The following is a 15297-nucleotide window of genomic DNA, read 5'->3' on the forward strand; positions in this document are numbered from 1 at the left end:
TTTACTTTATTCTTCTAGCTGGATTTCCAACCCATGTGGTATGAGAGGGTAAATCTTTTATGACAACTGATCCAGCACCTACTATTACATGATCTCCAATAGAAACTCCCTCTTTAATAACGCTATTAGCACCAATGAAAGATTCTTCTCCTACTTTTACATTTCCCAATAATACTGCTCCTGGGGCGATATGGCTAAAATCACCTACTATACATTCATGTTCTACAATTGCAGCAGTGTTAATTACACACGCTTTTCCGATCACAGCTCTAGCATTAATGATCGCGCCTGAGGACACATAAGTAGATACGTTGATCTTAGCTGTTTTGGATACCTTTGCACTTTTATCAATAATGGTGAATTGATTGAAATGATATTGCTCTAGGGTTTCTGAGATTTTCTTTCTCAACTCATTGTCACCCACTGTCGGAAACACATAATCATCACCAACAATTGCCTTTAAATCAACCTCTTTTTCATTTCCACAGAAAGTAAGTCTATAAGGATTATCTTCATTAGCCTTGGTATCAAAATAGCCCTGAATAGTATGGTTGTTTGATAAAGCACTCTCGACAACTACGTAAGCATGTCCAGAATATCCTAATATGTATATGTTCTTAAACTCTGACACTACTCGGTATATTTACAACACGGTCTTCCAACCATTTAGCATTCTCTATATTTCCAAATTGGCTGTTTTTAAACATCTTTAAATTGGTCATTAATTTCCAAATAGGTCTCGTCATCACACCTTTATCATTGGTTGCTTCTAAGAACATATTTCTTTCCTTAAGGTCATTACATATCAGTGCATTTAACCAATAATTCACAGTAGTACCTGCTCTTTCCACCACAAACTGCATGCCTTTATTGTCAAATAACTTTTTATAATCTTCTGCCAAGGCTCGTTTACTTTCAATGAACATTGGAAGGTTTTCCATCTGGGCACACCCTAATGCAGCATTAAGGTTAGGAAGCCGATAATTGAACGCCAACATATCATGCTCAAAATCCCAACGGTGTGGTATTTTAGCAGTGGTTGTAATGTGCTTGGCCTTTTTAGCCAATGCATTATCGTTAGTGATAATCATCCCGCCACCTCCAGTGGTAATGGTTTTATTTCCATTAAAACTTAAAGTTCCACACAATCCTAATGTTCCTGTATGCCTTCCATCAGAATAACTCCCTAAAGATTCAGCGGCATCCTCTATCAATCGAAGGTGATATTTATTACAAACCTGAAGTATTTCTTCGGTTCGGGCTGGGTGACCAAAGGTGTGCATGGGCACCACTGCTTTTATTTTTCTTTTTGAAACTTTATTTATACAGAACCCATTTTTGATTTCAGTATTTTTGGAAAGAAAGTTCTCTAACTTTTCTGGAGATAATCCCATACTATCTTTATCCACGTCCACAAAAACAGGATGCGCTCCAATATAGCTTAAAGCATTGCAGGTTGCAACAAAAGTTAAGGGTTGTGTGATTACTTCATCATTAGAATCAACATCAGCTAGTAACAATGCTATATGTAGTGCAGCTGTTCCATTAACAGTCGCTACTGCATATGATGCTCCAGTAAACTTTTGCACCTCTTCTTCAAACTGATCTACATACTTCCCTACACTAGAAACAAAGGTAGAATCGATACAAGCATTCAAATATTTCTTTTCATTACCTATGAATCTTGGCTCATGCAGCGGAATAAACTCTTCCGTTTTATAGGTGCCTCTTATAAATTCAATTATATCATCAAACATATCCATACTACATTTTACTATCTAAATATTTACCTGTTTCCTTATGACCGAAATTTGGTATCATTTCATTAAACAAATCAACAATCTCTTGTTTTGACCATCTCTTAGCCTTCTTCATTTGATCGATGCGATTAGTGAAATTCTCTAAGAGATCGTTATTGTAGTTTACTTCATTTTTGATAACTCCTAAATTGTGGAATGACTCGACATCCAAGGTCTCATTTTCCGTAAAGAATTCTTCAAAATCTTTTTCTCCAGTAGTGTCACTCTTGGTGAACAGGCATGGCCATTTATTTTCTTTTGGCAAGCTGTGCACCAGTTCTCTAGCTTGATCTTCTGAGTCGCACAAATAAGGCTCAAAACCTAAATCGTTTAAATACTTTACGGCAATATCCGCAAAAGATATCAAGTGCAAATCCTCACTAAGTTTAGGAAAGAAAATGTCTCTGTTTTCTCCAAAAATACAAGACATTAAACAAAGTTCTCCTGATTCCTTTGGAATCACAAAATACCTTTTAATATCATTAGGTGCCACAATAGGCTGCCGTTTCTTTATACGTTGATCAAAGCCATGAAGTAATGAACCATCTGAAAAGGCTACATTGGCAAAACGTGCCGTTGAAATTTCAATGTCTTTACTTTTTCGCATTAAAAACATCTCCATTATACGCTTTGACCCGCCCATCATATTGACAGGGTTAGCTGCTTTATCTGTAGAAACACAAAAATACTTTTTTATCCCTTTTTCAATCGATTGCCGCAAAGTTTTCTCCGTATTGAATATATTCACATCAATCATCCGCATCAAGGTGAAGGGATCTTTTTCACTTCGCACATGTTTGAGTGCTGATAGATTTAACACATAATCATAAGCGCCATCGGCAGCAATAAAGGCATCGTATTCAATCGATCCCACATCCAACGCAAATGTCTGAAAGTCACCATCAATATATCCAAAAGAACTCCGAATATCCCTCACAAGTTCTACTAGGTTATTTTCACTTATATCTACGACATGGAGTTTTTTCGGATGACGTTTGAATATTTCCTTGGTCACTGCTTGACCTATGGATCCAGCTCCGCCAATAACTAAAAATCGGGAAGATGATACAGTGGAATATAATTCCTTTTCATAACAAGAAATATCATTTGTGAACAATTCCGATTTTCTTCCAATTAAATTTAAATACTTCATTAAAAATAATATTTTCGATGATTTTATTTATTTATCATTTATAAAATAAAGGCTTTAACCCCATTATAAAATGCAACATCAATCTATACTTACGATATATATGCCCCAAAAATCTTTGCTAACTGATTGCTAAATCCTCGCGATCAGATTTACATAAAATATAATATAAGTAGCAAAGCAAAAATACAATAATCCAGTATTTCACCAAGTCATTTTAGATTAATTACTAGAATTATATTCACTATTTGACACAAATGTGAACTATAAACGAATTAAATTTAGTTTTATTTGATTTAATTCAAATAAGCATCTTTTAAAAAGAAGTTTAATATTCAATAACATCTAAATATAGATGGTCACTTGATAGGGTTCTTACATTACTCAAAGTATGACACTTGGATTGATTACTTAACATTGCGAATGAATTGCAACTTCTATAACCCAATGAATCAAAATTGCGAAATTTATGATCTTAGTGCGATATGATTAGGAAATTTTATAATCATAATGTGAGAAGAGTTTCATGCTTATTTGAATAGCTATTAAAAATCCAGGGAATGGAGTGTAAAATGAACTTCTATGTTAAAAATAGACCCTCAGTCCCGAATTCTTGAATTTTCTCCATCACAAATTCTTCCTATTTAAAATTAATGTTAATGCAGTAAAATATTACCTAATCGTTAAACCATAGTATATGAATTTCAGTCTATATTACTTTTAAACCTATGACATCAAGGGCTTAAGGGGGAAACAATTAATTTACATAGGATAAAATGTAAGTTTTCATCTACGAATAGCACAACAATCTCATAAATCTCTCGTTAATAAGTAGTGTCAGATAAGATGAAAAGTCTGACAGAATTGGGCTGTGGTGCCCAAGTGTTTTAGGTATTTATTTTAACTAATCAATATAGACTTATATTGAATAATCGCAACGAATGTATTTTTTAGAAACCGCAATAGTATTATTGGTGGGTGCTTTTTTACTTACCTTTTTTACAATTCCAAAAATAATTGGAGTTGTAGAGTATAAGAAGCTCATGGATAATCCAAACCATAGGAGCTCACATAAGAAAGTTACACCCACTTTGGGTGGTGTCGCCTTTTACTATGGCTTAATACTGGCTATATTCTTTTTAAAAGGCCAGGATATGTACAATGAAGCCATCTATCTGGTACCGGCAATAACGATTTTGTTTATCATCGGACTAAAAGATGACTTGGTGGTTCTATCTCCGCTGACCAAACTAGCCGCTCAGATCATAGCCGTTTCTTTTATACTGGCAAGCGATAGTTTTACAATCCATTCACTACATGACTTTTTAGGGATCAATGACATCCCCTACTTTGTTTATTTACTCATAGGTGGATTCTTAATGATCACCATTATTAACGCCTACAATCTCATTGACGGTATCGATGGATTGGCAGCCATGGTAGGTATAGTTATACTTACCATGTACACCATCATATTTTACCTTTCACATGAGTTCTTCTATTCTTTATTATGTATAGCGCTAACAGCCTGTTTAAGCGCCTTCTTGTATTATAACCTATCAAAGACCAAGAAAATCTTTATGGGAGATACAGGGTCGCTCATTGTAGGATTTATGATTGCCATGTTTACGCTGAAATTCTTGGCGTTAAATCCATCTGACTATAGAGAATTACCATTCCACTTGGATAGTGCTCCACTAGTTGCCATGGGAATATTGATAGTACCATTGTTTGATACTGCCAGAGTATTTACCCTTAGAATCGCCAACAAAAAGGGACCCTTCTCCCCGGATCGTAACCATACCCATCATGTAATGGTAGATTATTTAAAACTGTCCCACAGACAAGCCAGTTGTACCATAGCAGGGTTTAATTTGATATTTGTCGTCATCTTAATTATCATGGGCAGTGCATCATCAAATCTTTGGATGATAATATTGCTCTTATTTACCTGCATAGCTTTGGCCTATCTTTTCTTTAGGCTAGATTATAGCATACCCAACTTAAAGAGAAAGGTGTTCTTAAAAAGAAAAGTTGAGGAGCTTAAACATAAGTTACATTTAACCCCGCCGCTAGCCTGGAGCAGTAGATCCAAGCATAAGTAATCTAATTATACTAAAAAATAAATAACACCAAGCAAGCCCTTTTCGACCTTTATTCAGTCAAGGGTTTTAGCAATCTTCGGGAACTAATGAGTGTGAAAACATTAATTTCCAGTCAATTTGAACCAAATAGCCGCGGATATTTTATATGGATATCATAATCACTTATCCTGATTTCGACACTTTTTTTGACTCTATTTCGTAACTAATGAATAGTCAGTAAGTTGCAAATTTTGCTTCACCAACTAGGGTGACGCGGAGGCCAAATTCGCTATTTTTACCCATGTTTTTGCGTAGAAAGAAAAATCGATTTGGGACTACCAGCGTGGTGGTAGTCGAGAAAATAACCGGAAATTCAAATAGGTTAAAACTATTGGTGCTACCCTCACCGGGAGTCTATGACCAATATTCAAGCCTCTGGTTTATAGAGCGAGCTTTTAGGATTACGATGGGAACCATTGAAATGCGTCCAATGTCGCATTTTACTGAACAATAATAACTACAATTCTATAAAACCCATGAGATTTCTATGTATTTCTGTATATTTGAATGTATATAATATTAAAATTAACACACCACATGTGTTTGTTCATATGTTGTAGCCAATTTAAAGAAACAGATGTCCTTACCAAAGAAACATAACAAAGAAACAAAAAGGCTTCTGAAAAAAGTGCCAAAAGTGAAGATTTCAAAATGGCTATTGGAGGAAGGTTACTATCCTGAACAGTATGTAATTCCACCTTGTTTTCAAGTTAAAAAATTTGAATTACAAGATAATCCATACTATGAAGTTGATACAACAGGTGCCCAACCGAAATTCGAGCCTAAAAAATCTGATTTAGTAAACGTTTCTTTCCCTAAATCGCAACTTACGGACAGAACATTTGGAATTATTGCACCGAAAATCTATCACGATTTAGTTTGGTACCTAATGAATGAATGGGATTTAATAATAAAAACATTATTCAAAGCTCAAAACAAAATATATTCATACAGTTTTCCAATTCCAGTATCCAAAAAGAATGAAGGTATTTTAGGTCATCTTCGTGCAGGAAGAATGATTTATGAATTTTTGGAAATGGCTGAAAATGATTTAGTAGCTGAAGCATACAACTACAAATTCATATTAAAAACTGACATAAAAAACTTCTACCCTTCGATTTACACTCATAGTATTGCTTGGGCAATTCATACAAAAAAGACCATTAGAGCCAAAGGAAACAGAAGTGATTTTGCAAAATTTTTAGGTTTAAAACTTGACAAGTTGATTCAATATGCGAATGATGGTTGCACTAATGGAATTGCTATTGGACCTGCAATTTCTGACTTAATTTCAGAAATAGTTTTAAGCACTGTTGATACAGAATCCTCGAAAATAATTAACAAAAAAGGAATTGATTTTATTGGTGTTCGCTTCAAAGACGATTATAGGTTTTTATGCCATTCAAAAGAAGACGCCAACTATATAATTAAGACTTTACAAAAACAAATGGCAGTTTTCAATTTGACTCTTAACGAAAGTAAATCTAAAATTGACGAACTTCCAGAAGGTCTTTTTAGAGAATGGACAGCTGACTATCAACCCTTTTCAGTAAGATATCGAAAAAAAATAAATTATAAACGATTTGAAAGCTCGTTGCGTGGAACTTTAAAAGTGGACAAAAAACATGAAGGAACTGGAGTTGTGGATAGATTTTTAAGTGAATTAACAACCAACGAGAATGAATTAAAATTCGACTTTAAAGATAAAGATTTACTTAAGGCAATAAGTTTATTACTGCTTTTAAAAGAAAGAAGAAACAAGTCCTTTCCTCAAATACTTGGAATAATTGAAAAAATAATACAGAAAAATCAAGGGAAGAAAAGAATAACAGCTAAAATTACTTCTGTTATTGAAAGTCTGCTAAATGAAAAATTAAAGAATATTGAAGACAATCAATATGACCTTATATGGCTCATATATTTTGTGAAATCTCTAAATTTATTTCCAGTTACATTTCCTAAAAAATTCAAGTCACCATTAATAAAAAGTCTAAAGACTAATGGACTGGAATTCTTTAAACCAATACCAACGGAAATGAAACTATTTGAAATAATTAAAAAGCCAGGTAAGAATAAAGAATTACTCGAACATTTAGCTCTATTTAAGAAAACCGAGGAATAATGTTTATTTCACTCTAAATGAAACCGAAATAGGTGGCGCAAGTTGATCCGAGGTACCCATATAGGGTAACGCGTTGTCGAAGTCAGCAGTAGGTCCAAGCATAAGGGTTTTAGTTGTTTTCGGAAACTAATGATTGTAAAAGGCATTAATTCCCTGTCAATCTGAACCAAATATCCAGTGTATCCATCCTATGAATAAAAAGTTATTTGGAAATAAAATCTAACATCTTAATTGCAAGTTTTCTCCTATCGAAATCAATTAGTACCTTTTTAAAATCATATGAAAGATTGCTGCTGTGATACATTTGGTCAAGTTGTGATTCAAAACTATCATAATCCTCTGGGATAAAGCTGCGACCTACGTTATAACCTTCTACTATTTGTTGAGCTTCTCCTTCGACTCCAATTAGAATGGGCTTATGCATTGCGCATAATTCGAAAATCTTAGAAGGTATTACTGACTTAAAAGTGTCCGATTTCTTTAGATTTACAAGACCTATATCCAAAATCGAAATATAATCCTTTACTCGATTTTTATCAACATTGTCAAGCATGGTAACATTTTCCAGATTTAGACTTTCCTTCAAAGATTTTAAATATTCTTTATGAGCTCCATCGCCAACTAAAAGAAAATGGTAATTCCTGTTTGGTAATTTACTTGCAGCCATTAAAATAAAATCTAACGCATGAGCCATACCATGTGTTCCAATATAGCCAATAATGAATTTCCCTTGCAAATTTAAATCTTGTAAGAGTTGGCTGTCCTTTTCTTTTGGAACAAAATGGTCAGATAAAATCCCGTTTTTAACAACCGCTATTTTTTCTTCCGCTATCCCATGAGGTTCTAGTATATACTTTTTAAATGAATCGGTAACCACTACAATTTTATCAGCTGATTCATACATCCGGTGTTCCAGATATTCAAAGTATTTTAGGATATACCCATCCTTCATTGCTCCCACGGCTTTAATTGATTCCGGCCAGATGTCTCTTACTTCCATAACCCATTTCTTTCTTTTCCAAAATGCCAACCATCTTCCGGATATTGCTGTAAAGAATTGGGGAGAAGTAGCTATAATTAGATCTGTTCTAATAAATAAGCCCACGAGAAAGGAACTAATCATGTAACTAACATAATCTAATATCCTTTTTACTGTTCCCTGGTTTGCTGATATATATGTCCAAACGCGAATGACCTTAATCCCATCTATTATTTCTTTCTGAAATAATTTATTCTTGTACCCTTTAAAAACCTTTCCTTTAGGAAAGTTGGGTGCACAGGTTATTACGGTAACATCAACTCCTTGCTTTACCCACTCTCTGCAATGTTCGTAAGTCCTGGTTGCGGGAGCATTAGTTTCAGGAACAAAATTATCAGTTAGAAAAAGTATTTTCATTTTGAATAAACTTAAAATTTAGTATTAACTACAGCTTAACACAAGTTAATCTCTTATAGTTAGCTATTTAGCAAATTGAATTTCGATGACAACGGCAGGTTTAGTTTAATTACAACACCTATTAATCTTTATTACAGTACATATGTCTGTTCAACAGACTTACTGATCCAAATTTGTTTACCTCATCTTCAAAATTCTATTTGCGTATAAAATGGGCACATTTAAGGCTAAAAAACATATTAAACGCGAAGACGCATCCTTAAAAGACCCATTTAGAAATCCTTGATATTTCCCCTACTTCATTAGACTCTAGCTCGGGTGTTTTAAAAAAAACATCTAAAATGCATAACTTCGGTTTGCAGTTAACCCCTTATTTACTCCACAAAAATCCAGCACCACTTTATCATCAGCTATTTTCAGATCTTTAAACTCATTATGTGCCACTAAGAACACAATAATATCAGCTTTTTCTACGGCATCCCTATAATCTGTCAGTTTAAAAACATTATGTTCCTCTATATTGGGTTCTACAATAAAGTATTGTTCATTATTTGAATTCTGTAGCACTTTTTGAGCAATATACTTAGCCGGAGATTCTCTCAAATCATCTATATTGGGTTTAAACGCCAATCCCATAAGCGCAATATTCGGTATCCTTCCATGCTTTAACTCAAACTCTAGTTTAGCAGTTTGAACTTTTTCCGCACACCAGAAGGATTTGTAATTGTTTATCTCCCTTGCTTTACCTATGATTTGAGATTCCATAGGATAATCGGCTACAATAAAGTAAGGATCCACTGCTATACAGTGACCCCCTACACCACTTCCCGGCTGCAGGATAGTAACTCTAGGATGTTTATTTGCTAAACTAATAAGTTCCCAAACATTTATGCCGGCTCTATCACAAATAAGTGAAAGTTCATTTGCAAATGCAATTTGTACATCCCTCGAAGAATTCTCTACCAATTTGCACATCTCAGCTGTCCTGGCATTTGTCTTGTGTAAATCCCCCTTTATAAAATCCTTATAGAAAGACACAGCTTTTTCTGTAGATCGCTCATCCACTCCTCCTATGACCCTATCATTATGAACTAATTCATACATAACATTTCCCGGAAGTACTCTTTCAGGACAATAGGCAATGTAAATTTCCCCTTCAAGTTCTGGTCTCTCAGAAAAAATAAGATCCATCATTTTTTCAGTAGTCCCGATAGGTGAGGTGGATTCAATAATATATAAATCCCCCTTTTTCAATAATGGAATAATACCCTGGGTAGCAGATTTCACAAAAGAAATATCAGGCTCGTGATTCCCTGTAAATGGAGTCGGAACCACTATAAGGTAGGTGTCGGCCTCAACAGGCTTAACAGCAGCCCTTAAATAGCCTTGCTTAACTGCATTGGCAACAGCCTGATCAAGTTCCGGTTCAACAATATGTATTTTTCCCGCATTAATGGTCTCTACCACTTTAGGGTTAATATCCACTCCGTGAACATTAGTTTTATTTTGAGCAATTAAAGCAGCTGTCGGCAGACCTATATATCCAAGTCCTACCATTACTACATTTGGCTTATTCATTTGAAATTCCTTTTATAAAATTTACAATCCGTTCACATGCCTTACCATCCCCGTAAGGATTATGTAATGCACTCATTTTATGATATGCCTCACTATCGTCTAACAACAGTGAGGCTTGTTTAATAATTCTATTACTATCGGTTCCAACGAGCACGACAGTACCTGCATCAACAGCCTCCGGCCTCTCGGTAGTATCCCGCATTACAAGCACAGGTTTCCCCAGACTTGGTGCTTCCTCCTGAACTCCTCCGCTGTCGGTGATAATCAAATAAGATTTTTCCATCAACCAAACAAAAGCCGGATATGAAAGCGGGTCTATCAACTTAATGTTGTCAATATTTGACAATAGATCATAAACCGGTTTTTGCACATTTGGATTCAAATGAACAGGATATACAATTTGTACATCTTTATTTTCTTCAGCTATTGTTTTTAAGGCTTTACAGATATTCAAAAACCCTTGTCCGTGATTCTCTCGTCTATGTCCGGTTACCAGTACCAATCTTTTATCGGATTCTAAAAGATCTGTTAGTTTTTGAACCTGGTGATCAACAAAATCAGTATTTTTAATTTTAGCTACACTAAAAAGTAAAGCATCAATTACTGTGTTACCCGTAATTAAAATGGATTCATCCTTTTTATCTTCGGTTAACAGATTATTCTTTGAAGTTTCGGTTGGAGAAAAATGATAATTTGTAACCACTCCTGTTACACATCGATTCATTTCTTCCGGGAAGGGAGATTGCATATTAAAGGTTCGCAATCCTGCTTCTATATGGCATACTTTGGCTCCGGAATAAAAGGAGGCTATACTTGATGCCATAGTTGTAGTTGTATCCCCATGAACATAAACCAAATCTGGTTTAAAATCTTCTAAAACCGGTTTGAGCCCGGTTATAATATCGGAGGTTAAAGTGTATAAATTCTGATTCGGTTTCATCAGATTTAAATCGTAATCAGGCTTAATTTCAAAGAATTCAAGCACCTGATCAAGCATCTCCCTATGTTGAGCTGTGATACAAACTCTAGTCTCAAATTCTTGGTTATTTTTCTGGAATTCCTTCACTAATGGCGCCATTTTAATGGCCTCAGGGCGAGTACCAAAAATGATCAGATTTTTAATTTTCATTTAGCATTTTAAGTTTTTATTCACAATTCACACAAGAACACGCTGTTCAAGCGACTCTTTTAAGACTTATCAATCTAAGTCATCGTAAAATTCTGTATATAGGTATTTATTCGGGGATTAATATCATTGTATTGTAAAACGGTAATTACGCTAGGATATTATTATTTGGATAGGACTTTTAAAACTTATTTACTTACAAATTTAGGATGTGATTATATTGTTAATTCTTTATTTTAAATTCCATGGCATTTTATAAGATTTCAGGGTAACGTAGAGAATTACCAACATAAAAAATAAGAAGGTTAACATGGTCGCTTGAGCTGCACCTGTGATTCCATTAAATTTAATAAGGAAATAATTCAATACTATATTTAAGCTTGCCGAGCTTATTGACAAAACGGCAACCAGCCTGGTTCGTTTATCATAAAACAAGAAATTAACCAACATCTTATAAATCCCATTAAACAAAAATCCAAGTAAAACCCAAATTATCAAAGATGCACCATCACTATAACTCTCATTGATAAAGTATTTATATATGACAGGAATTAGCAAATAGATCAACAAGGTCATCACTATCAAAAACGCAATATAGATGTAGGTGATTTGAACAATCTTTCTTTTACTTGCCGGGGTATTCTCATTTAATTTTTGAAAAAAGAATGGTACCCAAGCTTGATTGAATGAGTTTTGAACCAGCGATATGACCATTCCAATTTGATAGGCCACTGAATATATCCCTACATCACTCATACTAAGCATTAGCAATATAAAAAAGCGATCTGAAAAATTAATTACATAACCCCCGAAAGTATGGAAGATCAATGGCACACTATATGACAAGGCTTCCTTTTTATAGGTTTTGTCTGCCTTTAATCCATCTAGATAACCAAGTCTAAATAATAAATATAAAGCAATGGCTGCAAAAATAAATGCTACTACGACTTGAGGGTAGATTCTCCCCTGCCACCCATAACCTAGACTTACGATTAAAAAAATGGAAAGCCCCAAATCCAGCGCTGTCTTACTTACACGAAAGATCCCAAAATGAGCTACCTTATAGGATACTCGCCATAAAGCGAGAAGAATTTCAGAGATTTGTGTAAACAGGGTGTACAGAAAAGCCAAGAAGATCAAATAAGGAGGAATATCATAGCTCAATAAGTAATCTTCAAATACAATATTAAAAACCAGAGACAGGGCTGTAATAATTAGCCCTGAAGAAAGCAGGATCACAAGAACTGTTGACACAAATTTCGAAAGTACTATCTTTTCAAAATAGAACCTTCCAATAGATTGAACAACACAAAGTCCTATAACGGGTGTTATAATAAGTGTGGTATTATAAAAGATATCGACTACTCCATAATGTTCCGGGCTCAAATAGGCCGTTAAAACAGGTAATAACAAAAATGGAATTGTTGAGTTAAGCACGTTGAAAAAAGCAAACCCGGATATGTTTTTCAACAAATTGATTTCCTTCATGTTCTACGAATTAAGTTCCTCTTTAATGAAATGGTTCATGTTGCTTATGAAGTCTCGTTTAAAGAAATTATCAGAAGCCGAAGCTATATACGCTTTAGACTCAAAATTATGAGCTGAGATGGCATGGACAAATTCATATGGTGAGTCCACAAAGATCGTATGATTCACATCGCCTAGAATATCAGCATAATATGACTTTGAAAAATTCTGATAATTATACATGATGTTAGGCACCCCAAAACTCAAGGATTCAATAGCACAGGTGGAGAATATTGTTGAATGAATATCCACGAATCGTAAACAGTCATAGACATTCAAATTCTTTTCAATTATTAAGTTTTCCGGCATATTCTCACGCACCTCTTTTAGATCAAAGCGCGGCAAAAGCAGAAACAACACATTAGGCGCTAAATTCGCCGATTCAATAAGGAAATCCAGGATCTCCTTTTCATAAACTTCCTGATGGGTGTAAGCCACAATTGTTTTATACTTCTTTTTATAATTTTGGATATACTCCGTCTGATCGTCGGATTGATTTGAGAGATATTTATCAAGCAAATAGTATCCAACGGGCGTTACATTCTTTGGATTTATAAAATAGTTTTCCGGGTTATTAAACACCTCCAGCTCTCTGTATCCATAGGTCAACAGATAATCTGGAAATAATTCGTTCCCGAAATCATTATAGACGTTATAGGCGTTGTGTTCTTTATTAATAACCCCGTGTTGAATTTCTATTACCGGCACATTAAATTCTTTAAATGCTCTTATATAGCCCATAGAAGAGGCCGAATAAACAAAGAATACGGCTTTAGGTTTTTTAAAACACTTAAGTAGTAGTTTAATCAGTCTATATTGTCCTTCATAGATCAGTAAAAATCGGTTATAATTGATTTTAAAATCATACTTTTTTTGAATGTCTAAAAAGACCTTTTCATTTTCTAAAGCACTCTTTTTATATCCAAAAAAGCCTAGTATGAAAATCCCTATGAACAAGATACTTTCACTCATGATGCTCTTAGTGGGTATCTGGTCTTTCCTGTAATGTTTTCCCAGTGGAAAAGGATTCTCAATCAGTAATGAATTTGTTTGGGATAAAAACCCTTCCACTACGCGTTCAGGGTATAAGCCATCTACATGTTTTCTCCTTTCGGAACAAGAAAAAACCAAATAATCATAGCGACTTAATTTAAAAAGTTCCGAGAAACCGTAAAAGAAACATTTTAAAATCACTAAAACTGAAGACTTGTTCAATTTTCTGGTGATATTGGTAGCTCCTTTTTGTTGCTCTAAAATTTGATAAAAACTCTTTAATCTTAAGACAGGCCATATCGATATGCCTTTATATTTTAGGGCAAATATGCCTTTATCCTGTTCTATTTCTTTTAATATCTTCACTTGGTCCTAACTTGGTTTATAATTTGTTTCTAGCACTAATAACTAGTCCGCTAATCGGCAAAATATTGATCATACTTTGCTGCTTTTTTTTTTAAAATTTTAGTTCAGTAATCTTATACCTTTTCAAAGTATTTGCCCCTTCTCAATCTGCCTCACTTTGAGATTTGTTAAACCAGTTTTCTCTTTGACTTTTCCTTTAGTTTCTTCTGTTAGAAGTTTTTCTTTAATCAAACTATCCTTAGTTATAAAAAGGAAATAGAAAAAAACGAGATCCATAAATGATACTCCCCAAAATATCACGTACTGAAATTGGGATAAAATGAGAATTGGAAGCAGATAATAAAAATTATACTTATTCATATTTCGAAAAACCAGATAGAGAAATAACAACCCAATAAATACCCCATGTGTTGCGAAAGTTTGCAGGTAAGAATTATGCCCATGATACAGTGTACCATTTATATTCATCCACAACTTATAGGAACCGTTCCCAAAAAAAGGATGTTCCTCTAAAAAATTATAATACAGTTGGAGTACGATATCACGCTCAGACATATCTACGTCCTCCATCCCTCTATTTAATTGAAAATACAAATCTTCCCAATTGGAAATAAGTGTAAATAAAAGCGCAAATACACCAATAGCTAAAAGAATATATAATACTCTTAATTTTCGATTCAATAAATCTTTTAGAAAATTGGACATTTGAGGAATACAGGCTAATGTCAAAAAAAATAATACCGCTAGAATAACTGATCTGGTAAATGTAATTAGTATTCCAATGCTAAAAATAGTGGCATATATATACAATTTTCTTCCCTTAATTTTCAAATGGTGAAGCAGCAAAATTCCAATAAACACCTTAAATGCAAATACACTTGAATTAGTGCTCAAGCCGGCTACTCGTTTATAGTATATCAAACCGTTGAAACCAAAAGGAGCTTCCCCCACAATGTTCTTAAGCACTGCCGGAAAAAACGATTTCACCCCTGAGACATATTCTAATACTCCTATGAATATCTCAAATGAAAGAAATAGCAACAAATAGTGAAATACACGAGCATTTACATTTTTTCCAAACAAATAGGAAATCATA

General features: G+C 34.2%; 12 protein-coding genes. 3 read left to right on the forward strand and 9 right to left on the reverse strand.

The window, feature by feature from the left end; translation table 11 throughout:
- Position 1 precedes the first annotated feature (1 nt).
- Genes I215_RS12415 through I215_RS12425 form a run of 3 tightly spaced genes read right to left on the reverse strand, consistent with a single transcriptional unit; the run spans position 2 to position 2952 of the window.
- Positions 2 to 631 carry an acetyltransferase gene (locus tag I215_RS12415; RefSeq protein ID WP_008992324.1) on the reverse strand — a complete coding sequence of 210 codons (630 nt, stop codon included), beginning with the start codon at positions 629 to 631 and terminating at the stop codon, positions 2 to 4.
- Positions 618 to 1763: a LegC family aminotransferase gene (locus I215_RS12420; protein ID WP_008992325.1), complete on the reverse strand. Its 1146-nt coding sequence runs from the start codon at positions 1761 to 1763 to the stop codon at positions 618 to 620. Before I215_RS12420 ends, I215_RS12415 begins: the two co-directional genes overlap by 14 nt.
- Position 1764: 1 nt before the next feature.
- Positions 1765 to 2952: a UDP-N-acetylglucosamine 4,6-dehydratase gene (locus I215_RS12425; RefSeq protein ID WP_008992326.1), complete on the reverse strand. Its 1188-nt coding sequence runs from the start codon at positions 2950 to 2952 to the stop codon at positions 1765 to 1767.
- A gap of 938 nt (positions 2953 to 3890) precedes the next feature.
- Here I215_RS12425 and I215_RS12430 point away from each other — a divergent pair.
- From I215_RS12430 to I215_RS12435, 3 genes are all read left to right on the forward strand, one after another.
- Positions 3891 to 5054, forward strand: coding sequence for a glycosyltransferase family 4 protein (locus I215_RS12430; RefSeq protein ID WP_008992327.1), 1164 nt, complete (start codon positions 3891 to 3893; stop codon positions 5052 to 5054).
- 280 nt (positions 5055 to 5334) lie between these two features.
- Positions 5335 to 5547 carry a hypothetical protein gene (locus I215_RS16205; RefSeq protein ID WP_156800271.1) on the forward strand — a complete coding sequence of 71 codons (213 nt, stop codon included), beginning with the start codon at positions 5335 to 5337 and terminating at the stop codon, positions 5545 to 5547.
- Between the two features lie 123 nt (positions 5548 to 5670).
- Positions 5671 to 7215 carry an RNA-directed DNA polymerase gene (locus I215_RS12435; RefSeq protein WP_008992328.1) on the forward strand — a complete coding sequence of 515 codons (1545 nt, stop codon included), beginning with the start codon at positions 5671 to 5673 and terminating at the stop codon, positions 7213 to 7215.
- Positions 7216 to 7417: 202 nt separating this feature from the next.
- Here the strand turns inward: I215_RS12435 and I215_RS12440 are convergent, their stop codons facing one another.
- From I215_RS12440 to I215_RS12465, 6 genes are all read right to left on the reverse strand, one after another.
- A complete protein-coding gene (locus tag I215_RS12440) occupies positions 7418 to 8611 on the reverse strand; it encodes a glycosyltransferase family 4 protein (protein ID WP_008992329.1) in 1194 nt (397 codons plus the stop codon).
- 336 nt (positions 8612 to 8947) lie between these two features.
- Positions 8948 to 10189, reverse strand: coding sequence for a UDP-N-acetyl-D-mannosamine dehydrogenase (gene wecC / locus I215_RS12445; RefSeq protein ID WP_008992330.1), 1242 nt, complete (start codon positions 10187 to 10189; stop codon positions 8948 to 8950).
- Positions 10182 to 11318: a non-hydrolyzing UDP-N-acetylglucosamine 2-epimerase gene (gene wecB / locus I215_RS12450; protein ID WP_008992331.1), complete on the reverse strand. Its 1137-nt coding sequence runs from the start codon at positions 11316 to 11318 to the stop codon at positions 10182 to 10184. Before wecB ends, wecC begins: the two co-directional genes overlap by 8 nt.
- 228 nt (positions 11319 to 11546) lie before the next feature.
- On the reverse strand, positions 11547 to 12803 hold the full coding sequence (locus I215_RS12455) for a lipopolysaccharide biosynthesis protein (RefSeq protein WP_008992332.1): 1257 nt from the start codon (positions 12801 to 12803) through the stop codon (positions 11547 to 11549).
- A 3-nt stretch (positions 12804 to 12806) separates the two neighbouring features.
- Complete coding sequence (locus I215_RS12460) at positions 12807 to 14201, reverse strand: hypothetical protein (RefSeq protein WP_008992333.1); 1395 nt, start codon at positions 14199 to 14201, stop codon at positions 12807 to 12809.
- 123 nt (positions 14202 to 14324) lie between these two features.
- Positions 14325 to 15296 carry an O-antigen ligase family protein gene (locus I215_RS12465; protein WP_162131563.1) on the reverse strand — a complete coding sequence of 324 codons (972 nt, stop codon included), beginning with the start codon at positions 15294 to 15296 and terminating at the stop codon, positions 14325 to 14327.
- Between the last annotated feature and the right edge of the window lies 1 nt (position 15297).

This window comes from Galbibacter marinus (assembly GCF_000300875.1).
Taxonomy (GTDB): domain Bacteria; phylum Bacteroidota; class Bacteroidia; order Flavobacteriales; family Flavobacteriaceae; genus Galbibacter; species Galbibacter marinus.